This window comes from Mesorhizobium sp. C399B (assembly GCF_030323185.1).
Taxonomy (GTDB): Bacteria; Pseudomonadota; Alphaproteobacteria; order Rhizobiales; family Rhizobiaceae; genus Mesorhizobium.
Map to the genome: position 1 here is coordinate 201,686 of NZ_CP100472.1, position 20,029 is coordinate 221,714.

Below are 20,029 nucleotides of genomic sequence, written 5' to 3' on the forward strand. Positions count from 1 at the left end.
TTCTAGGCGATTCCGCCGCTGCCGTAACCGGCAATTGCACGGGCCACGGCCCGCTGGACCAACAACAATGGGGATCAGACCCCCAGCGACTTCAGTTTCCGGTGCAGCGCCGAGCGCTCCATGCCGATAAATTCCGCCGTCTTCGAGATGTTGCCGCCGAAACGGTTGATCTGGGCGATCAGATAGTCCTTCTCGAACTGTTCCCGCGCCTCGCGCAGCGGCAGCGCCATGATGTGCTGGTCGGACTGGTTCGGCGTGCGCGGCATGACATCGCCGATCTCCGACGGCAACAGGTCGGCGGTGATCGGCGCATCGATATCGTCGCCACGCGCCAGGATCATCAGCCGTTCGACATTGTTGCGCAGCTGGCGGACATTGCCCGGCCAGTTGTGCGCCTGCAGCACGGCAAGCGCATCGTCGCCGATGCGGCGCGGCTTGATACCGGCCTGGCGCGCGATCTGCTTCATGAAATTGTCGACGAGGTAGGGAATGTCCTCGCGTCGCTCGGCCAGTCCCGGCACCATGACCGGAACCACCGCCAGGCGGTGATAGAGGTCTTCGCGAAAACGGCCGTCGGCGATCATCGCCTCCAGGTTCTGCGAGGTCGAGGAGATGATGCGGACGTCGACCTTGACCCGCTTCGTGCCGCCGACCCGCTCGAACTGCTGTTCGACCAGCACGCGCAAAATCTTGTTCTGCGTCTCGCGCGGCATGTCGGCCACTTCGTCGATGTAGAGAATGCCGCGGTGCGCCTCTTCAAGCGCGCCGACCTTCCGCTCGGTGCCGTTCGATTCGGTGCCGAACAGCTCGATCTCCATGCGCTCGGGCGTGATGTTGGCCGCGCTCAGCGTCACGAACGGCGCGCCCTTGCGCGTCGACAGCGTGTGGATGGCGCGCGCGGCGAGCTCCTTGCCCGAACCGGACGGACCGATGATCATGACGCGGCTGTTGGTCGGCGCAACGCGCTCGATGGTCTGGCGCAGCTGGCTCATCGCCGACGACATGCCGATCAAGTCGAAAGTTTCGCCGCTGCGCTGCTTGAGGTCGGACACCTCGCGCCGTAATTTCGAGGTTTCGAGCGCCCGCTCGGCGATCAGGATCAGCCTGTCGGCCTTGAACGGCTTCTCGATGAAATCATAGGCGCCGCGGCGGATGGCCGACACCGCTGTCTCGATATTGCCGTGGCCGGAGATCATCACCACCGGCAGGCTCGGATGCATCGTCTTGATCTCGTCGAGCAGCGCCAGCCCGTCGAGGCGCGAGCCCTGCAACCAGATGTCGAGGAAAATCAGCCGCGGCGCCCGGTCGGCGATTGCCGCGAGCGCGCTGTCGGCATCGAATGCCGTGCGGGTTTCATGCCCTTCGTCGCTCAATATGCCCGCGACGAGTTCACGGATGTCTTCCTCGTCATCGACGATGAGAATATCAGACGCCATTACCGACCTTTTCAGTTTCTCGTTCGTGTTCCGTTTCGCCTTGACCGCGTGGCGGCGCTGGCGGCAGGATGATCGAGATCATCGCGCCGCGTCCACCGTGGAAATCCGCGGGCGCATCGTGCAATTCGAGCCGCCCGCCATGGTCCTCCACGATCTTCTTGACGATGGCGAGACCGAGCCCGGTGCCCTTCTCGCGCGTCGTCATGTAGGGCTCGAGCAGCCTTTGGCGATTCTCGCGCGGCAAGCCTTTGCCATTGTCGATGACGTCGATTCTGATCGCGCCATTCTGACGGGCAGCTTGAATCCGGATTATGCCGTGCGAACCGTCCTTTTGTTCCAGCCCGTCAATCGCCTCGGCCGCGTTCTTGATAACGTTGCCGAAAGCCTGCGCCATCAATCGGCTATCGAAAGTGCCCTTGAGCGGCTCGTTGCCGAACACGCGTTCGAAAGCAATGTCGGCGCGGCTGACTTCGACCAGGAACGACGCCTCGCGCAGCGATTCACGCAGATCGATGGCTTTCATCTCGGGCTTGGGCATGCGGGCGAAAGCCGAGAATTCGTCGACCATGCGGCCGATATCCTCGACCTGCCGGATGATCGTGTCGGTGCACTGGTCGAAGATCTCGCGGTCCTCGGTGATGACCTTGCCGAAGCGTCGCCTGATGCGCTCGGCCGAGAGCTGGATCGGCGTCAGCGGGTTCTTGATTTCATGTGCGATACGCCGCGCCACATCCGCCCAGGCCGACGAGCGCTGTGCCTGGACCAGATCGGTGATGTCGTCGACAGTCACGACGTAGGATTTCTCCTCCTCGCCGTCGTCGCCGGCCTCGATGGTGATCTGCACGTTGAAGGTACGCTCGGCGCCGGTGCGATAGAAGGTGACCTGCTCGCGATAGACCGGCTTGCCGGATTTGCGGCCGATCTCGAAGACACGGCCGACATGCGGCAGCACGGCGGACAGGTTCTGCCCCAGCGCCGCCGTGGCCGATATGGCCAGCATCGTTTCGGCCGATTTGTTGACGATGGAGACGATGCCGTAGGGATCGACGCCGATGACGCCGGCGGTGACGCCGGCCAGCACCGCTTCCGAGAAACGACGCCGTTCGTCGATCAAATCCTTGGCCGACAGGATCTCGTTGCGCTGCGATTTAAGCTCCAGCAGCATCTTGTTGAACGTATCGCCAAGCGAGGCGACATCGCCGTCGGAAGGCCGTACCGGCACGGCGACATCGAGATTGCCGGTCGCAACCTCGTCAGCCGCGCCGATGAGCTGACGGATGGGCCGCACCAGACGGTCGGCCACCGCTATGCCGGTCCAGATGGCCGACAGGATGATGATCAGCGTCAGTGACAGATAGGGCAGCGCGAACGCCACCTGCGACGTCCGCCTGTTGTCTTCCAGGCCGCGATATTCGGCGGTGTTGGACTGGACGATCGCCCTCGCCTTGATCACTTCGGGGTCGACCAGGCGATTGGTGTAGAGGTAGAGGCCTTCGATCTCCCGCAGCTTGATGATGGCGCCCATGATGTTGCGCGTCTTCGGCTCGATCAGCACCGGTTTGCCGTCGGCCGCGGCGCTGACCGCGCCCTCCGGCGGTGGCGGCATAGAGAAATCCGCATCGGTCTTCGCGCTCATGACAAAGGAGCCGTCTTCCCTGACCAGCGCCGCATGCACCAGGCTCCTGCCGACGGCCTCCTTGTTCATCAGGTCGAGAAAGCCGGTTCGATCGAGGCCGTAAAGCGTGCGCGACGCATCGAGATCGTAGGCCATCGACAGCGTCGTGCCCTGAAGATTGCGAGCGTTTTCCTGCACATAGGCGTCGGCGATCGACAGCGACGAGTTGACGATCGCCTTGGTGCGAATCTCGAACCAGCGGTCGAGGCCGATATCGAGCGTGATCGAGGCGATGATGGCCACCATGATGGCGGGGATGGCCGCGACCAGCGCAAACATCGTCACGATGCGCACATGCAGCCGCGACGCCGCCTTGCCGTGCCGGCGCGCCATGGTGATGCGATGCACCTCGCGGCCGACCAGAGCAATCAGCGCCAGCACAAATAAGGCATTGGCCGCAATCAGCGTCAGCGTTGTGTTTGCGTCTGGCGTGATCGGCGTGGCGCCGACAAGAATCGCAAACGAGATTGCCGCCGTAACCAGCGCGCCGGCAATTGCCACAACGCCGGGCAACGCAAGCAGCCGCCGTCCATCTCTCTGGCCGGGTCTGCTGAAAAGCGGTTCGTTTGATGTCAGAGCTTGCGAAGCCATGTCGCCGTCTAAGAGCCAGTGATTGCGTCGGATGTATGCAACGCATTGTGGCGATTATGCAACAAGTGTGGCCGTGACGGAAATCTTTCGGCCGCCGATCCCCTGAAAAGGGGATGACCTCGCGTCACTTCGGGCGCCAGGCGCTCATGATCTCGACGATTTGTAGACGTTGACGCCCAGCTCGCGAATCTTCTTGCGCAGTGTGTTGCGATTCAAGCCGAGCAATTCGGCCGCCTTGATCTGGTTGCCGCGCGTTGCCGTCATGGAAGCGAGCACCAGCGGATATTCGACCTCGGACAAGATGCGCTGATAGAGACCTGCCGGCGGCAACTCACCGGCGAAAGAGGCAAAATAGCGCTGCAGGAAGTGCTCCACCGCCTGCCCGATGGACAGATCGTCCGGGATCAAATTGCCGCCGCCGGGAACGACCGGTCTTTCGCCTGTCTTCAGCTCGGCTTCAATGATCTCGGCTGATATTTCGTCCTGCGAATAGAGCGCCGCAAGCCGGCGCACCAGGTTTTCCAGCTCGCGCACGTTTCCCGGCCACGGATAGCGCTTCATCAATTCGATGCCGCCGGTCGAAATGCGCTTGGTCTGCAAGCCTTCGCTGGCGCCGATCTTGAAGAAATGCCGCACCAGATCGGGAATGTCTTCCGATCTCTCACGCAAACCCGGCAGCCGAAGCGGCACGACATTCAGGCGATAGAACAGATCCTCGCGGAAAAGCCCCTGGTTGATCAGCGTGCGCAGATCCTTGTTGGTGGCGGCGACGATGCGCACATCGGTCTTGATCGGGGTGCGCCCGCCGACCGTGGTGTATTCGCCCTGCTGCAGCACGCGCAGCAGCCGCGTCTGCGCCTCCATCGGCATGTCGCCGATCTCGTCGAGGAACAGCGTGCCGCCCTCGGCCTGCTCGAAGCGGCCGGTCGAGCGGTTCTGTGCGCCGGTGAAGGCGCCCTTCTCGTGGCCGAACAGCTCCGATTCGATCAAATCGCGCGGGATCGCCGCCATGTTGATGGCGACGAACGGACCGCCGCGGCGACGGCCATATTCGTGCAACGCGCGCGCCACCAATTCCTTGCCGGTGCCGGACTCGCCCGAGATCATCACCGTCAGGTCGGTCTGCATCATGCGCGCCAGCATGCGGTAGATGTCCTGCATGGCGGCCGACCGGCCGACCAGCGGCATCGCGTCAGGCTGTTCTTCCGGTCGCGTATCGATCTTCGGTCGGCGCGGCTCTGACAGCGCCCGGTTGACGATGTTGAGCAGTTCGGTCAGGTCGAACGGCTTCGGCAGATACTCGTAAGCACCTGTTTCGGAAGCACGAATCGCCGTCATGAAAGTGTTTTGCGCGCTCATCACGATGACCGGCAGCTCGGGGCGCGCCTTTTTGATGCGCGGCAGCATGTCGAAGGCGTTCTCGTCCGGCATGACAACGTCGGTGATCACCAGATCGCCCTCGCCCGCCGCCACCCAGCGCCACAGCGTCGAGGCGTTGGAGGTCACGCGCACCTCATGGCCGACGCGCGACAGCGCCTGATTGAGCACGGTGCGGATGGCCGCATCGTCGTCGGCGACGAGAATATTGCCGCGAACCGTCATTTGCGGTCTCCTTCGCCTTCATCATCGGCAGTGTCGATGGGTGTTTCTTTCCAGGCCGGCATCAGGATTCGGAAGGTGGTGCCGCGCGGCGTCGAATCGCATTCGATGATGCCGCCATGCTCGCCGACGATTTTCGCCACCAGCGCCAGGCCGAGCCCCGACCCGTTCGGCTTGGTGGTGATGAACGGATCGAACAGGATCGGCAGAATGTCTTCCGAAACGCCGGACCCATTGTCGCGCACGCAGAATTCAAGCGGTAGCGACACGCGGTCCTGGGTTCCGGGAACGGAAACGCGGATGCCCGGCCTGAACGCGGTCGACAGCACGATCTCGCCCTGCGGGTCGCCGCCGATCGCCTCGGCAGCGTTCTTGACCAGGTTGAGAAACACCTGGATCAGTTGGTCGCGGTTGGCGAAAACCGGAGGCAATGATGGATCATAGTCCTCCAATATCCTGATTCTCTTGGCAAAACCGTTCTTCGCGATTGCCTTCACATGGTCCAGCACGACATGGATGTTGACAGGATAGCGGTCGATTGGTCGCTCGTCGGAAAACACTTCCATGCGGTCGACGAGGGAGACGATACGATCGGTCTCGTCGGTGATGAGGCGGGTCAGCGCGCGATCCTCGTCGGACGCCGAGAGTTCGAGCAGCTGTGCGGCGCCACGTATGCCGGACAGCGGGTTCTTGATCTCATGTGCCAGCATGGCGGCAAGGCCGGTGACCGAACGCGCGGCACCCCTGTGTGTCATCTGCCGGTCGATCTTGTCGGCCATCGAGCGTTCCTGGAACATCACCACGATCGAGCCTGGGAATTCCGGCACCGGCGCGACATAGAGATCGACGACCTTCTCGATGCCGAGACGCGGCGACGACACGTCGACACGGTATTCGTTGACCGGCGCACGGCGCTCGCGCACCTGGTCGACCAGTTGCAACAGCGGGCTGCCGAACGGGATCAGTTTGGACAGTGTGTTGCGTGCCAGCATGTTGGCGCTGGAGCGGAAGAAGTCTTCCGCGTCGGCATTGGCGTAGGTGATGAACCCATCGGGATCGACCATGATCACCGGACGGCGGATGGTGTTGAGCACGATATGGGCAGCATTTGCCATCTCGGTGCCCGGTGCAGCAGGCGCGTTCATGCAGCGCTCCGCATGGATGCGGCCTCGCCCCCGCCGGAAAACACCTCACGCAGCACGGCCATGACGCGGGCGGGCTCGAACGAGGTGAGGATGGCTTTGCGCCCTTCATTGGTGACGCCCACAGCGTGGCGATCGAGATACCAGCCGAGATGCTTGCGCGCCTGGCGCAAGCCGCTTTCGACGCCGTAAAGCGTCAGCATGTCCTCGTAGTGGGAAACGATGTAGTCGGCCATGGCTTGCGGGCTTTCCGGCACGCCGGAGAGCGCGTCGCCCGCAGCCGTCGCCGCAATGCGGCCCGCCGTCCATGGCGCGCCATAATGCGCGCGGCCGATCATCACCGCGTCGGCGCCCGACTGTTCAAGGATTTCGGCGGCCTCCGCGGGCGAGTACACATCGCCGTTGGCGACCACCGGGATCGAGACGGCGTCCTTGATGCGGGCGATGGCGCCCCAATCGGCCTTGCCTTGATAAAACTGGCAGCGCGTGCGCCCATGCACGGTCACCATTTTAACACCGGCCTCTTCGGCGCGGCGCGCCAAGACGGGTGCATTGAGCGCATTGTCGTCCCAGCCGAGCCGCATCTTGACCGTGACCGGCACCTGGACCGCGCCGATCACCGCTTCGATCAGCGACAGCGCGTGGTCGAGATCGCGCATCAGCGCCGAGCCGGCATAGCCGCCGGTCACCTTCTTGGCCGGGCAGCCCATATTGATGTCGATGATGTCGGCGCCCTCGCCGGCAGCGATGCGCGCGCCCTCGGCCATGTGCTCGGCCTCGCGGCCGGCAAGCTGGACCATATGGACGGGCAGCCCGGAATGACGGATGCGCAGGTCGCAGCCGGCCCTGCCCTTGGCAAGCTCGCCGCTCGCCACCATTTCCGACACGACCAGGCCCGCGCCATGCGCGTAGGCGCGCTGCCGGAACGGCTCGTCCGTTATTCCCGACATGGGCGCGAGGAAGACGCGGTTGCGGATCGTCACGCCGCCAATGTCGAGCGGCGAAGCCAATTTTGTCACTTCAGGCATGCACAAAAACCAAGCATATCGGATTGCTGCACATTCTCTAGCCATAAGAAAGGCATTGTGCAACGCGCAATGACGTCACATTGCGGCGCATTTGGGAAAATGCTGGCCTTCGCCATAAGCCGCGACTAAGCCTCTCGGCATGACAGACGCAAGCGAAAAACCGGCCGAGGCGACGACCGACAAGGTCGGCGTGGTCATCGTTGCAGCCGGCCGCGGCGCGCGCGCCGGACAGGCCGACGGGCCGAAGCAATATCAGCGCGTCGGTGGCCGTGCCGTCATCGCGCGCACGCTGGAGACGTTCCTGGCGCATCCCGAAATTGGTCCCGTCGTCGTCGCCATCCATGCCGATGACCGCGCGCTTTTCGACAAGGCAGCCGGCGTATATGCCGAGCGGGTTACCGCCGTGGTCGGTGGCGAGTCGCGCCAGGCCTCGGTCCGGCTCGGCCTGCTGGCGCTGAGGGAACGTACGCCCGGCCGTGTCCTTGTCCATGACGCGGTGCGGCCGTTTGTCGACACGGCCCTGATCGACCGTATCATCGCCGCCATTGGCGAGCGCCAGGGCGCGCTGCCCGCTTTGCCCGTCGCCGATACGCTGAAGCGCGAGTCGGCCACCGGCATGATCGAGGAGACGGTGCCAAGGGCCGGCCTTCATGCCGCGCAGACGCCGCAAGGCTTTCCGTTCTGGCCGTTGCTCGCCGCGCACGAAAAAGCCCATCATCTCGGCAAGACGGATTTCACCGACGATGCCGCGATCGCCGAATGGGCGCATATTCCGGTGAAAATCGTTCAGGGGTCGCCGGACAACGTCAAACTGACCTGGGCAAGGGATATTGCGATGGCGGATCAGCGGCTTACTGGCGAGCGTTTTCCAGACATTCGCACCGGCAATGGCTATGACGTGCACGCCTTCGAGGCAGGCGACCATGTCACTCTGTGCGGCGTCGCCATTCCGCACGGCAAGAAGCTTTCGGGACATTCGGATGCCGATGTCGGCCTGCACGCGCTGACCGATGCGCTGCTCGCCACTTGCGGCGCCGGCGACATCGGCACGCATTTCCCGCCTTCCGATCCGCAATGGAAGGGCGCGGCGTCGAAGATCTTCGTCGAGCATGCGGCCAGGTTGGTGCGCGAACGCGGCGGCCGCATCGCCAATGCCGACATCACGCTGATCTGCGAGGCGCCGCGCGTCGGCCCGCATCGCGGGGCGATGACCAATGCGCTGTCGGCGATGCTGGGCATTTCCAGCGATCGCATCTCGATCAAGGCGACGACGAACGAGAAACTCGGCTTTGTCGGCCGCGAGGAAGGCATCGCCGCCATCGCCACCGCCAGTGTCGTCTTCCCCGGGGAGGTTCCCGCATGAACAACAGCGATCTTGCCAACGCCCTGCTCCAGGTCTGCCAGCAACGCGGCATCATGCTGGCGACGGCCGAGAGCTGCACCGGCGGCATGATCATCTCGGCACTGACCGACATTGCCGGCTCGTCCGCTGTCGTCGATCGCGGCCTCATCACCTATTCCGATGAAGCAAAGATGGAGATGCTCGGCGTCTCGCCCGCCACACTCGAGGCGCATGGCGCCGTCTCGCGCGAAACGGTTCTGGAGATGGCGGAGGGCGCTCTGGCGCGCTCGCGCGCCGGGCTTGCGCTTGCCGTCACCGGCATTGCCGGCCCAGGCGGCGGCTCGCCGGAAAAACCGGTCGGCCTCGTCTGGTTCGGAGTTGCCCTAAGAGGTGGGCCGGTGGCTGCCGAGCTCAATATGTTTGCCGACAATGGCCGCGACTTCATCCGCCGCGAGACGGTCAAGCATGCGCTGGAGATCGGCCTGCGCGCGCTCGGCGACACTCATGAGATGGGCGTCGTTCCGTAGATGACGTCCGCACGTTTTTCGAAGGCTTCGGAAAACATGCGGAAGGCGCGATCGAACATGGTGCCCATCAACACGCCGAGGATACGGCTCTTGAACTCGTAGTCGATGAAGAAGCGAACGTTGCAGCCGCCGCCGTCGGCCGGCTCGAAGCGCCAGATATTGCTGAGATATTTGAACGGCCCATCGATGTATTTGACGTCGATTGTGTTCTCGTCCGGCTTCAGCAGCACCTGCGTCGTAAAGGTCTCGCGGATCGCCTTGTAGCCGATGCTCATATCGGCGAGGAGAATGGTGCGGCGATCACGCTCCTTGCGAGAGCGCACCGTCAGCGCCTCGCACAGCGGCAGAAATTCAGGATAGGTCTCGATATCGGCGACCAGCGCAAACATCTGCTCCGGCGTGTGGGCAACGCGGCGTGTGGCTTCGAATTTCGGCATTGAAGCAGGATTTAACTGGCTTTTTTGAGCTGCGCCTCACGCGCCGCCCGCAGCCTGGCGAAATCGTCACCGGCATGATGCGAGGAGCGCGTCAGCGGGCTCGACGCCACCAGCAGGAAACCCTTGGTCTTGCCGATCGTCGCGAAGGAGCTGAATTCCTCCGGCGTGACGAAGCGGATCACCGGGTGGTGCTTCTTCGACGGCTGCAGATACTGGCCAATGGTCATGAAGTCGACATTGGCCGAGCGCAGGTCATCCATCAGCTGCAGGATCTCGTTGCGCTCTTCGCCGAGGCCGACCATGATGCCGGACTTGGTGAAGATCGACGGATCGAGCTCCTTGACCCGCTGCAACAGCCGGATCGAGTGGAAATAGCGGGCACCCGGCCGCACCGTCAGGTAGTTCGACGGCACGGTTTCGAGATTGTGGTTGAAGACATCGGGCTTGGCCGCCACGACGATCTCCAGCGCGCCTTCCTTGCGCAGGAAATCGGGCGTCAGGATTTCGATCGTGGTCAGAGGTGTCGCTGCCCGGATCGCCCGGATAACCTCGGCGAAATGCTGCGCGCCGCCATCGGCGAGATCGTCGCGGTCGACCGAGGTGATGACGACATGGGTCAGCCCCATCTGCTTTACGGCATGCGCGACACGCGCCGGCTCATCGGCATCGAGCGCGGTCGGAATGCCGGTGGCAACATTGCAGAACGCGCAGGCGCGCGTGCAGATCTCGCCCATGATCATGAAGGTGGCGTGCTTCTTTTCCCAGCACTCGCCGATATTGGGGCAGCCGGCCTCTTCGCACACCGTGACCAGCTTGTGCGACTTCACGATCTCGCGGGTTTCGGCATAGCCCTTGGACATCGGCGCCTTGACGCGGATCCAGTCGGGTTTGCGCAGCACGTCCTGATCAGGCTTGTGCGCCTTCTCGGGGTGCCGCAGGCGCGGCGCGTTGGCGATCGTGTCGAGGACGGTGACCATCTCAAACCTGACTTGTTGGCGTCTGCCCGTCGGCATTCGCCCTTCTGACGTCATCTAGGACTTTTCGGTGCAAAGAAAAAGGCCGCGGCGGCGCATGCCGCCACAGCCTTTTTCGCATAGCGGTAGTCTAGCGGCGTATCAGCCGCCCGGCAAAGATCAGCAGGCAGGCGCCGATGAAGCCGGTGATCAGGTAGGCGAGCCAGCCGACACCGAAGGGTTCGATGTTGAGCGCCCTGAGAATTGCGTTCAGCACCACCGCGCCGACAATGCCCATAATGATGTTCATCAAGACGCCGGTATTGCTCTTCATGACCATCTCGGCCAGCCACCCGGCCAAACCGCCGATGATGATGGCCGCAATCCAGCCCACGCCATTCACGTCCATATGCCAACTCCTCCAGTGTCAGGTGAAAATGCATCCGGAAACGAACTGTCTTGCCGTAAGGTTCCTCCGGCGCATGCGTCTGAGTCTCGCGGCAGCAATTTATCACGCGTTGAGCGCACGGCCATAGGCATCAAGCACGCTTTCCTTCATCATCTCCGACAGCGTCGGATGCGGGAAGATGGTGTGCATCAGTTCTTCCTCGGTGGTCTCCAGGTTCATCGCCACGACAAAGCCCTGGATCAGCTCCGTCACCTCGGCGCCGACCATATGCGCGCCGAGCAGCTGGCCGGTCTTCTTGTCGAAGATGGTCTTGATGAAGCCCTGGTCCTCGCCAAGCGCGATCGCCTTGCCGTTGGCGCCGAACTGGAAGCGGCCGACACGAATGTCCTTGCCTTCGGCCTTGGCCTTGGCTTCGGTGAGCCCGACCGATGCGACCTGCGGGTTGCAATAGGTGCAGCCCGGGATCTTCAGCTTGTCTGTCGCATGCACGCCGGGGAAATTGGCGATCTTTTCGATACACACCACGCCTTCATGCTCGGCCTTGTGGGCAAGCATAGGCGGTCCGGCTACATCGCCGATAGCGTAGATGCCGGGAACGTTGGTCTTGCCATAGCCGTCAATGACGACGCAGCCGCGATCGGTCTTCACGCCGAGCGTCTCGAGGCCGAGATTATCGATGTTGCCCTGCACGCCGACGGCCGAGATCATGCGGCCGGCGGTGATCTTCTCGACCTTGCCGTCCTTCATCTCGACATGGGCGGTGATCGAGTTGGCACCCTTCTCGACCTTGGTCACCTTGGCCTCGAGGATGATTTTCATGCCCTGCTTCTCGAACTGCTTCTGCGCGAATTTCGAGACCTCGGCATCCTCGACCGGCATCACCGCCGGCAAAAGCTCGACCACCGTCACCTCGGCGCCCATGGTGCGATAGAAGGAGGCGAACTCGATGCCAATGGCGCCCGAACCCATGACCAGCAGCGATTTCGGCATCTCCTTCGGCACCATCGCTTCAAAATAGGTCCAGATCAGTTTGCCGTCCGGCTCGATGCCGGGCAGCGCGCGCGGCCGGGCGCCGGTGGCGAGAATGATGTGCTTGGCGGTGTAGGTCCCCTCGCCCTTGACGCCCTTGGGCACCGGCGGCTGCGGCTCCATCGGTTTCTTGGCCGTCTTGGAAACGACGATCTCACCGGGCTTGGAGAGCTTGGCCTCGCCCCAGATGACGTCGACCTTGTTCTTCTTCATCAGGAAGGCGACGCCGCCATTGAGCCTCAACGACACTTTGCGCGAGCGGTCGACGACAGCGGCCGTGTCGGCGCTGACCTTGCCGCCTTCGAGCTTCAGGCCGTAGTCCTTCAGATGATCGGAATAGTGCATGATCTCGGCCGAGCGCAGCAGCGCCTTGGTCGGGATGCAGCCCCAGTTGAGGCAGATTCCGCCGAGATGCTCGCGCTCGACGATCGCCGTCTTGAAGCCGAGCTGGGCGGAGCGCACCGCCGTGACATAGCCGCCGGGGCCTGAGCCGATGATTATGACGTCGTAGGATTCAGCCACGGGGTTTCTCCCTGATTTTCTCTAGAGTTCCAGCATCACACGCACCAATGGCGCCAATGCGTCACCTATATTGCGCGTGTTTTCGGCATCGAGATGGACCCCGTCGATCGGTGTGGTCTCGGCCACCGTGCCGGCATCGAAAAAGCCGCAGCCGGCCTCGTCGGCGAGCGCGGAATATTGCGGCGCCAGCCGCTTCGAGGCCTCGTCGCCGCCGGCAAACATTTCCTTGAATTCGGCATTGTCGGTGCGGCTGACCGCTGGTGGCGCGACGATCAGGATTTGCGGCGCGGCCCAGTCGAACGGATAATCGTGGCCGCGCACGATGTCGATCAGCCGCTGCACGCCCTGCTTGGCCGCGACCGGATTGCCGTGGATCCAGGGCTTCATGTCGTTGGCGCCGAGCATGATGATGATCAGGTCGAGCGGCGCATGGCTGGTCAGGATCGTCGGCAGCACCTTGGCGCCATTGCGGTCGGCACCAGCCAGGTGATCGTCGAAAGCCGTGGTGCGGCCGTTCAGACCTTCGGCAATGACTTCGATATCATCGTCGCCCAGCGCCGCCTTGAGCACGCTCGGCCAGCGATCTTCCAGCGCATGACGCCCGAGGCTCGCCGCGTCATAGCCCCAGGTCAGGGAATCGCCGTAGCAGAGGATCGTCTTCATGCACCCGCACCCGCCTCCGCCCTAAGCCCGCGCCGCACGCGCCATCCCACGAACAGCCACTGCACGATAACCGTGGCGATGCTTGGCAAAAACAGACCGGCGACAACGGGGAGATCGCCCGACCACTGGGCTTTGCCAGGCGGCTGCGAGAAGGTCCAGGCAATCAGCCCGATTCCGCCCAGCACGAACAACGAAACCCCAACAAGCCCCGTCAGGTTTATCGCCCTTTGCGGGTTTGGCACGAACTGCGCGATGAAAAACGCCACGGTCGCAACGATGGTGACCAGCGCCGAAACCATGAAGACCAGGATGTATTCGGAATTCGCATTGGTGACGATTGCCAGCCACAGCGCCACCAGCCCGCCGGCCAGGCCGGAAAGGATCAGGGCGAAAAGGCTGGTGACGAATTTCCGCACAGCCTTTTTCCTTCCTAGACCAGCATGCCCATCGGATTTTCGATCATGCGCTTGAAGGCGACCAGAAGTTCGGCGCCGAGCGCACCGTCGACGGCGCGGTGATCGGTCGACAGCGTCACCGACATGATATTGGCGATTCTGATCTCGCCATTCTTGACCACCGGCCGCTGCTCGCCGGCACCCACCGCCAGGATCGTCGCATGCGGCGGGTTGATGACGGCGGCAAAGTCCTTGATGCCGAACATGCCGAGATTGGAGACAGCCGTCGTGCCGCCCTGATATTCCTCAGGCTTCAGCTTGCGGCTGCGGGCACGGCTCGCCAGATCCTTCATCTCGTTGGAGATAGTGGACAGTGTCTTTTCGTCGGCGTGGCGGATGATCGGCGTGATCAGGCCGCCGGGGATCGACACGGCAACGCCGACATCGGCGTGCTTGTGCTTGACCATGGCGCTTTCGGTCCACGACGCATTGGCATCCGGCACCGCCATCAGCGCCATCGCCATCGCCTTGATCACCATGTCGTTGACCGACAGCTTGTAGACGGGCACTTCGCCCTTGTCGGTCTTCTTCATCGGAGCCGCCGCATTGATCTGTGTGCGCAGCGCCAGCAGCGCATCGAGCTCGCAGTCGAGCGTCAGGTAGAAATGCGGGATGGTTGTCTTGGCCTCGACCAGGCGGCGCGCAATGGTCTTGCGCATATTGTCGTGCGGGACGAGCTCATAGGACCCTTCGGCAAACAGCTTCAGCACCTGTTCGTCCGACATCGCCTTGGGTGCCGCAGCCGGAGCCGCAGGTGCCGGAGCGCCGGCAGGTGCGGCTTTCGCGGCCGGTGCAGCCTTGGCGCCACCGCCGGCAATCGCCGCCTCGACATCGGCCTTGACGACACGGCCATGCGGGCCGGTGCCACTCACAGCGGACACATCGACGCCGGCGTCCTTGGCTATGCGCCGCGCCAGCGGCGAGGCGAAAGTGCGCTCGCCTGACGATTGGCTGATCTCCCCCCTTGTGGGGGAGATGGCCGGCAGGCCAGAGGGGGGCGCGACAGACTGAGAGGTCGGCGGGACAGCGCCCCCCTCTGTCGACTTCGTCGACATCTCCCCCACGGGTGGGGAGATTGACGCCTTATCCTGCTTGGCATCGGCTTTCGCGGGCGCGGCATCGCCACCACCCTTTGCCGCCGCCCCTGCATCCTCGCCTTCGCCGGCGAGAATGGCGATCAGCGCATTGACCTTGACGCCTTCGGTGCCGGCCGGAACGACCAGCTTGGCGACCGTGCCCTCATCGACGGCCTCGACTTCCATCGTCGCCTTGTCGGTCTCGATCTCGGCGATCACGTCGCCCGGCGAAACCTTGTCGCCCTCCTTGACCAGCCACTTGGAAAGATTGCCCTCTTCCATCGTGGGCGAGAGTGCCGGCATGGTGATGTTGATTGGCATAGTTACTCTCCCTGCAAGCCAGCCGGGCTAACCACGGCAAGTTCTAGACGTTTGCCTTTGAATTCCTTGCCAATCGATCGGGCCAAGAAGAAATTCAAACAAAGGAATGATGCTACAAGCCCAAGGCATGCTCCCCCAACAGAGCTCAGTACCTGAATTGCCTCATGGCGAAGTCCAAAAAAACCGCCAATGAACCCAATGACGAACCCAACAATCGCGCCAGCAACAAATCCACAAGCGATACTAGACAGGAAGCTCCGCCAAAATAGAGACCAAGCTATTCTCCTCACATCTGCCATCGTCGCCATTTCTGCCTCCCCCGCAAGAAAGACCGTCAGCGATACGTGACGGCTTTGACCGCCTCTATGACCTCGCCGACATTGGGCAAAGCCAGCTTTTCGAGGTTCGCCGCATAAGGCATCGGCACGTCCTTGCCGGCGATGGTGATGACCGGCGCGTCGAGGAAATCGAAGGCGCGCTGCGAAACCTGGTTGGCGATGTGGTCGCCGACCGAGTTCTGCGGGAAACCTTCTTCCACCACGATCAGGCGGTTGGTCTTTTTCACGGAGGCAATGACGGTGTCGAGGTCGAGCGGGCGGATGGTCCGGAGATCGATGATCTCGGCATCGATGCCCATGCCGCGCAGTTCGGCTTCCGCCTTGATGGCATAGGTCATGCCGATGCCGAACGAGACGATGGTGACGTCCTTGCCCTGTTTGTGAATGCGCGCCTTGCCGATCGGCAGCACGAAATCATCGAGCTTCGGCACGTCGAAGGACTGGCCGTAGAGGATTTCGTTTTCAAGGAAGATGACCGGGTTCGGATCGCGGATCGCCGCCTTGAGCAGGCCCTTGGCGTCGGCAGCCGTGTACGGCATCACCACCTTCAGGCCGGGAATATGGCTGTACCAGGCGGCATAGCACTGCGAATGCTGGGCGCCGACGCGGGCGGCCGCACCGTTCGGTCCGCGGAACACGATCGGTGCGCCCATCTGGCCGCCCGACATATAGAGCGTCTTGGCCGCGGAGTTGATGATCTGGTCGATCGCCTGCATGGCGAAGTTGAAGGTCATGAACTCGACGATCGGCTTCAGGCCGGCCATCGCCGCACCGACGCCGACGCCGGCAAAGCCGTGCTCGGTGATCGGCGTGTCGACGACGCGGCGCGGCCCGAATTCCTGCAGCAGCCCTTGCGTGATCTTGTAGGCGCCCTGGTATTCCGCGACCTCCTCGCCCATGACGAAGACATCGCCGTCGCGGCGCATTTCCTCGGCCATGGCATCGCGCAAGGCCTCGCGCACCGTAGTCGAGATCATCTCGGTGCCGGCGGGAATATCCGGATCGGCGGCAGGTTTGGCTGCCGGAGCGGCGGGAACTGCCTTCGGAGCCTCGCCGGCATCCTGGGGAGCCGCCGCCTTTGAGCCTTCCTCGGCTGCATCGGTCCGCTGACCGCCAGCGGAAACGGCATCCTGGGTTGAGGCAGGCTTGCCGCTCTTTTCGACATCGCCTGCACTTTCGCCGTCCTGCAGCAACACGGCGATCACCGCATTGACCTTGACGCCTTCGGTGCCGGCGGGAACCACGATCTTGCCGATCGTGCCTTCATCGACGGCCTCGACTTCCATCGTCGCCTTGTCGGTTTCGATCTCGGCGATGACATCACCGGCGACGACCTTGTCGCCCTCGTTCTTCAACCACTTGGAAAGATTGCCCTCTTCCATGGTCGGCGAGAGAGCGGGCATGAGAATTTCGATCGGCATGTCCTTGCCCTCCCGTTACAATACGATGTCGGTCCAGAGCTCGGACGGATCCGGCTCTGCGTCGTGCTGGGCAAATTCGGCGGCGTCGGCGACGATGTCGCGGACTTCCTTGTCGATGTTCTTGAGCTCGTCCTCGGTCGCCCACTTCTTGGCCGTCAGCCGCGCCTTGACCTGCTCGATCGGATCATGATCCGAGCGCATCTTCTGCACTTCTTCCTTGGAGCGGTATTTCGCGGGATCCGACATCGAGTGACCGCGATAGCGATAGGTCTGCATCTCGAGGATGATCGGACCGTTGCCGGCACGGCACCATTCGGTCGCCTGATCGCCGGCGGATTTGACCGCACGCACATCCATGCCGTCGACCTGAATGCCGGGAATCTTGAACGAGGCGCCGCGATGCGAAAAATTGGTTTCGGCCGACGAGCGCGACACCGAAGTGCCCATGGCGTAGCGGTTGTTCTCGATGATGTAGATCACCGGCAGCTTCCACAGCGAGGCCATGTTGAAGCTTTCATAGACCTGGCCCTGGTTGGCAGCGCCATCGCCGAAATAGGTCAGCGACACATTGTTGTTGTCGCGGTAGCGGTTGGCGAAGGCGAGACCGGTGCCGAGCGAGACCTGCGCGCCGACAATGCCGTGGCCGCCGTAAAAATGCTTCTCCTTGGAGAACATGTGCATGGAGCCGCCCTTGCCCCTCGACAGGCCACCACGGCGTCCGGTCAGCTCTGCCATGACGCCGCGCGGGGAAAGTTCCATCGCCAGCATGTGGCCATGGTCGCGATAGGCGGTGATCATCTGGTCGCCGTTGATCAGCGACATCTTCATGCCGGTGACGACCGCTTCCTGGCCGATATAGAGGTGGCAGAAGCCGCCGATAAAGCCCATGCCGTAGAGCTGGCCGGCCTTTTCCTCGAAGCGGCGGATAAGCAGCATGTGCCGGTAGGCGGCAAGCTCCTCGTCCTTGGTGAAGTCAGCCGGCTTGGGGGCGGAAAGCCCCGTTGATTTGGCGGACGTCGATTTAACGGATTTGGCAGGCGCTTTTTTGGCGGCGGTGGCCATGCATCACTCCCTGTTGGCGTCTCTTTGCGGACACTAAAGCAGACCATGTCTGCTCCGGGGAGGATCAGCTCCTCCCCACCGATTGGAGGGAAGCTAACATGCGAGACCGCGTTTCGCCATGCAGAAAAATGCATGGCTGGCATGCGCCTAAACGCCCAGAATCATTAGAGATAACAGCGATTAACTGAAACTTGGTTATTTCGAATTGGCCGGCAGCATGACGGTGATTTCATCGGGCTGGGACAGATTGAGCGCCCGGCGTGCCTGCTCGTCGAGCATATCCTTTTCAAGCGTACCCTCATGCATCAGCTGGACACGCCGCTCCAGATCGACCCGGCGCGCCTTGATGGCATCGTACTTGGCCTGCAATTCGATGGTCTGCGCTTCGAGCTGATATTTGGAATTGATGCCGAACTCGCCATGATAGGCATGGAAGCCGAAATAGGCCAGGAACGCCACGCAAAGGGACGGGATGATCAGCCGGCCGGTGTTTCTCTGCTTGTGCTGGCGTGTCCACATGGTCGCAATCCTTTGACCGCCATTTGTCGCTCGATTGTGCTTAATGGACGGTTACGGACAGGTGCATTAGCCAGCGGCCGCAACGAAAAAGGGCGGGAAAATCCCGCCCTTCCATCGTTTTCGCCAGTTCGGCAGAATTTAGGCTTTGACCACCGACTTGCCAGCGTAGCGCGCCTGCTTGCCGAGCTCTTCCTCGATGCGGATCAGCTGGTTGTACTTGGCCATGCGATCCGAGCGCGACAGCGAACCGGTCTTGATCTGCCCGCAATTGGTGGCGACGGCGAGGTCGGCGATGGTCGAATCCTCGGTTTCGCCCGAACGGTGCGACATGACTGCGGTGTAGCCTGCCTTATGCGCGGTCTCGACAGCGTCGAGCGTTTCGGTAAGCGAGCCGATCTGGTTGACCTTGACCAGGATCGAATTGGCGACACCCATGCGGATGCCGTCGCGCAGCCGCGCCGTGTTGGTGACGAAGAGGTCGTCGCCAACCAGCTGCGTCTTGTTGCCGATCAGGTCGGTCAGGTACTTCCAGCCCTCCCAGTCGTCCTCGGCCAGGCCGTCCTCGATCGAGATGATCGGATAGTCGGCGGCAAGCTTGGCCAGGTACTTGGCCTGCGCCTTGGGATCGCGGGTCCTCTTCTCGCCCTCATAGACGTAATTGCCGTCCTTGAAGAATTCGGTCGCCGCACAGTCGAGACCAAGCGCGATCTCCTCGCCCGGCTTGAAGCCGGCCTTCTCGATCGATTCCATGATGAAATCGAGCGCCACCGGCGCACTCTTCAGATTGGGCGCGAAGCCGCCTTCGTCGCCGACATTGGTGTTGTGGCCGGCATCCTTGAGCTTCTTGCGCAGCGTGTGGAAGATTTCGGAGCCCCAGCGCACGCCTTCGCGCAGCGTCGGCGCGCCGACCGGCAGGATCATGAATTCCTGGAAATCGATCGGATTGTCGGCATGCGCGCCGCCGTTGATGATGTTCATCATGGGCACCGGCAGCAAATGCGCCTTGGTGCCGCCGACATAGCGGTAGAGCGGCAGGCCGGCGGCTTCCGCTGCTGCCTTGGCGACCGCCAGCGAAACGCCGAGAATGGCGTTGGCGCCGAGCCGGCTCTTGTTGGGCGTGCCGTCGAGCTCGATCATGGTCTGGTCGATGTGGATCTGGTTTTCGGCTTCCATGCCGCCGATCGCCTCGAACAGCTCGCCATTGACGGCCTCGACCGCCTTGAGCACGCCCTTGCCGAGATAGCGGGCGCCACCGTCGCGCAGTTCGACGGCCTCATGCGCGCCGGTCGACGCGCCCGACGGCACGGCGGCGCGGCCCATCGAGCCGTCTTCGAGAACGACGTCGACCTCGACGGTCGGATTTCCACGGCTGTCCAGGATTTCACGCCCGACAATGTCGATGATGGCGGTCATTGCGATGTCCCCGATTGATCGATTGAAAGCGTCGCGCCCCTCTTAGCCAAAGTGCCGCAAAAGGCAATCAG

19 protein-coding genes are annotated in these 20,029 nt (G+C 62.6%); 2 read left to right on the forward strand and 17 right to left on the reverse strand.

The window, feature by feature from the left end; translation table 11 throughout:
* Positions 1–74: 74 nt before the first annotated feature.
* From ntrX to dusB, 5 genes are all read right to left on the reverse strand, one after another.
* The gene (gene ntrX / locus NLY36_RS01040; protein WP_023668929.1) at positions 75–1,436 is read right to left on the reverse strand and encodes a nitrogen assimilation response regulator NtrX; all 1,362 of its coding nucleotides are present in this window, start codon (positions 1,434–1,436) and stop codon (positions 75–77) included.
* Positions 1,426–3,702 (reverse strand): sensor histidine kinase NtrY-like, encoded by a 2,277-nt coding sequence (locus NLY36_RS01045; RefSeq protein ID WP_023736658.1) that lies wholly within the window; start codon positions 3,700–3,702, stop codon positions 1,426–1,428. Before NLY36_RS01045 ends, ntrX begins: the two co-directional genes overlap by 11 nt.
* Before the next feature lie 144 nt (positions 3,703–3,846).
* The gene (gene ntrC / locus NLY36_RS01050; RefSeq protein WP_023710528.1) at positions 3,847–5,304 is read right to left on the reverse strand and encodes a nitrogen regulation protein NR(I); all 1,458 of its coding nucleotides are present in this window, start codon (positions 5,302–5,304) and stop codon (positions 3,847–3,849) included.
* The gene (locus tag NLY36_RS01055) at positions 5,301–6,446 is read right to left on the reverse strand and encodes a two-component system sensor histidine kinase NtrB (RefSeq protein ID WP_023688458.1); all 1,146 of its coding nucleotides are present in this window, start codon (positions 6,444–6,446) and stop codon (positions 5,301–5,303) included. The genes ntrC and NLY36_RS01055 overlap by 4 nt, the downstream gene beginning before the upstream one ends.
* Complete coding sequence (dusB, locus tag NLY36_RS01060) at positions 6,443–7,471, reverse strand: tRNA dihydrouridine synthase DusB (protein WP_023736659.1); 1,029 nt, start codon at positions 7,469–7,471, stop codon at positions 6,443–6,445. Before dusB ends, NLY36_RS01055 begins: the two co-directional genes overlap by 4 nt.
* Positions 7,472–7,610: 139 nt before the next feature.
* On the opposite strand from dusB, the gene NLY36_RS01065 reads away from it, so the two are divergent.
* Positions 7,611–8,834 carry a bifunctional 2-C-methyl-D-erythritol 4-phosphate cytidylyltransferase/2-C-methyl-D-erythritol 2,4-cyclodiphosphate synthase gene (locus NLY36_RS01065; RefSeq protein WP_023736660.1) on the forward strand — a complete coding sequence of 408 codons (1,224 nt, stop codon included), beginning with the start codon at positions 7,611–7,613 and terminating at the stop codon, positions 8,832–8,834.
* Positions 8,831–9,340 carry a CinA family protein gene (locus NLY36_RS01070; protein ID WP_023696095.1) on the forward strand — a complete coding sequence of 170 codons (510 nt, stop codon included), beginning with the start codon at positions 8,831–8,833 and terminating at the stop codon, positions 9,338–9,340. Before NLY36_RS01065 ends, NLY36_RS01070 begins: the two co-directional genes overlap by 4 nt.
* On the opposite strand, the gene NLY36_RS01075 is transcribed toward NLY36_RS01070, so the two are convergent.
* The 12 genes from NLY36_RS01075 to eno all read right to left on the reverse strand — a co-directional run bounded on the left by NLY36_RS01075 (position 9,316) and on the right by eno (position 19,958).
* Positions 9,316–9,777 carry a type II toxin-antitoxin system RatA family toxin gene (locus NLY36_RS01075; RefSeq protein WP_023736661.1) on the reverse strand — a complete coding sequence of 154 codons (462 nt, stop codon included), beginning with the start codon at positions 9,775–9,777 and terminating at the stop codon, positions 9,316–9,318. The two genes, NLY36_RS01070 and NLY36_RS01075, sit on opposite strands and share 25 nt — an antisense overlap.
* Positions 9,778–9,788: 11 nt before the next feature.
* Positions 9,789–10,754, reverse strand: a complete 966-nt coding sequence (gene lipA, locus NLY36_RS01080; RefSeq protein ID WP_023668921.1) for a lipoyl synthase — start codon at positions 10,752–10,754, stop codon at positions 9,789–9,791.
* 127 nt (positions 10,755–10,881) lie between these two features.
* Positions 10,882–11,139, reverse strand: a complete 258-nt coding sequence (locus tag NLY36_RS01085; protein WP_023668920.1) for a GlsB/YeaQ/YmgE family stress response membrane protein — start codon at positions 11,137–11,139, stop codon at positions 10,882–10,884.
* A 102-nt stretch (positions 11,140–11,241) separates the two neighbouring features.
* A complete protein-coding gene (gene lpdA / locus NLY36_RS01090; protein ID WP_023736662.1) occupies positions 11,242–12,690 on the reverse strand; it encodes a dihydrolipoyl dehydrogenase in 1,449 nt (482 codons plus the stop codon).
* A 21-nt stretch (positions 12,691–12,711) separates the two neighbouring features.
* On the reverse strand, positions 12,712–13,353 hold the full coding sequence (locus NLY36_RS01095) for an SGNH/GDSL hydrolase family protein (protein WP_023682555.1): 642 nt from the start codon (positions 13,351–13,353) through the stop codon (positions 12,712–12,714).
* Positions 13,350–13,769: a hypothetical protein gene (locus tag NLY36_RS01100; protein WP_023736663.1), complete on the reverse strand. Its 420-nt coding sequence runs from the start codon at positions 13,767–13,769 to the stop codon at positions 13,350–13,352. The genes NLY36_RS01095 and NLY36_RS01100 overlap by 4 nt, the downstream gene beginning before the upstream one ends.
* Before the next feature lie 14 nt (positions 13,770–13,783).
* Positions 13,784–15,205, reverse strand: a complete 1,422-nt coding sequence (locus tag NLY36_RS01105; protein WP_023706544.1) for a pyruvate dehydrogenase complex dihydrolipoamide acetyltransferase — start codon at positions 15,203–15,205, stop codon at positions 13,784–13,786.
* Between the two features lie 2 nt (positions 15,206–15,207).
* Positions 15,208–15,513 (reverse strand): hypothetical protein, encoded by a 306-nt coding sequence (locus NLY36_RS01110; protein ID WP_023714177.1) that lies wholly within the window; start codon positions 15,511–15,513, stop codon positions 15,208–15,210.
* Positions 15,514–15,539: 26 nt separating this feature from the next.
* Complete coding sequence (locus tag NLY36_RS01115; RefSeq protein ID WP_023736664.1) at positions 15,540–16,964, reverse strand: pyruvate dehydrogenase complex E1 component subunit beta; 1,425 nt, start codon at positions 16,962–16,964, stop codon at positions 15,540–15,542.
* A 15-nt stretch (positions 16,965–16,979) separates the two neighbouring features.
* The gene (gene pdhA, locus NLY36_RS01120) at positions 16,980–18,026 is read right to left on the reverse strand and encodes a pyruvate dehydrogenase (acetyl-transferring) E1 component subunit alpha (protein WP_023682559.1); all 1,047 of its coding nucleotides are present in this window, start codon (positions 18,024–18,026) and stop codon (positions 16,980–16,982) included.
* A 195-nt stretch (positions 18,027–18,221) separates the two neighbouring features.
* Positions 18,222–18,545, reverse strand: a complete 324-nt coding sequence (locus NLY36_RS01125) for an FtsB family cell division protein (protein WP_023706543.1) — start codon at positions 18,543–18,545, stop codon at positions 18,222–18,224.
* Between the two features lie 138 nt (positions 18,546–18,683).
* Positions 18,684–19,958 (reverse strand): phosphopyruvate hydratase, encoded by a 1,275-nt coding sequence (gene eno / locus NLY36_RS01130; RefSeq protein ID WP_023706542.1) that lies wholly within the window; start codon positions 19,956–19,958, stop codon positions 18,684–18,686.
* Positions 19,959–20,029 lie beyond the last annotated feature (71 nt).

Excerpts from the sequence above, each read along its gene's own strand:
- NLY36_RS01065 (WP_023736660.1), top strand. The coding sequence starts at position 7,611 with ATGACAGACGCAAGCGAAAAACCGGCCGAGGCGACGACCGACAAGGTC.
- NLY36_RS01075 (WP_023736661.1), bottom strand. The coding sequence starts at position 9,777 with ATGCCGAAATTCGAAGCCACACGCCGCGTTGCCCACACGCCGGAGCAG.
- NLY36_RS01095 (WP_023682555.1), bottom strand. The coding sequence starts at position 13,353 with ATGAAGACGATCCTCTGCTACGGCGATTCCCTGACCTGGGGCTATGAC.
- NLY36_RS01115 (WP_023736664.1), bottom strand. The coding sequence starts at position 16,964 with ATGCCGATCGAAATTCTCATGCCCGCTCTCTCGCCGACCATGGAAGAG.
- eno (WP_023706542.1), bottom strand. The coding sequence starts at position 19,958 with ATGACCGCCATCATCGACATTGTCGGGCGTGAAATCCTGGACAGCCGT.
- ntrX (WP_023668929.1), bottom strand. The coding sequence starts at position 1,436 with ATGGCGTCTGATATTCTCATCGTCGATGACGAGGAAGACATCCGTGAA.
- lipA (WP_023668921.1), bottom strand. The coding sequence starts at position 10,754 with ATGGTCACCGTCCTCGACACGATCGCCAACGCGCCGCGCCTGCGGCAC.
- pdhA (WP_023682559.1), bottom strand. The coding sequence starts at position 18,026 with ATGGCCACCGCCGCCAAAAAAGCGCCTGCCAAATCCGTTAAATCGACG.
- NLY36_RS01110 (WP_023714177.1), bottom strand. The coding sequence starts at position 15,513 with ATGGCGACGATGGCAGATGTGAGGAGAATAGCTTGGTCTCTATTTTGG.
- dusB (WP_023736659.1), bottom strand. The coding sequence starts at position 7,471 with ATGCCTGAAGTGACAAAATTGGCTTCGCCGCTCGACATTGGCGGCGTG.
- ntrC (WP_023710528.1), bottom strand. The coding sequence starts at position 5,304 with ATGACGGTTCGCGGCAATATTCTCGTCGCCGACGACGATGCGGCCATC.
- NLY36_RS01105 (WP_023706544.1), bottom strand. The coding sequence starts at position 15,205 with ATGCCAATCAACATCACCATGCCGGCACTCTCGCCCACGATGGAAGAG.
- NLY36_RS01055 (WP_023688458.1), bottom strand. The coding sequence starts at position 6,446 with ATGAACGCGCCTGCTGCACCGGGCACCGAGATGGCAAATGCTGCCCAT.
- NLY36_RS01070 (WP_023696095.1), top strand. The coding sequence starts at position 8,831 with ATGAACAACAGCGATCTTGCCAACGCCCTGCTCCAGGTCTGCCAGCAA.
- NLY36_RS01125 (WP_023706543.1), bottom strand. The coding sequence starts at position 18,545 with ATGTGGACACGCCAGCACAAGCAGAGAAACACCGGCCGGCTGATCATC.
- NLY36_RS01045 (WP_023736658.1), bottom strand. The coding sequence starts at position 3,702 with ATGGCTTCGCAAGCTCTGACATCAAACGAACCGCTTTTCAGCAGACCC.
- NLY36_RS01085 (WP_023668920.1), bottom strand. The coding sequence starts at position 11,139 with ATGGACGTGAATGGCGTGGGCTGGATTGCGGCCATCATCATCGGCGGT.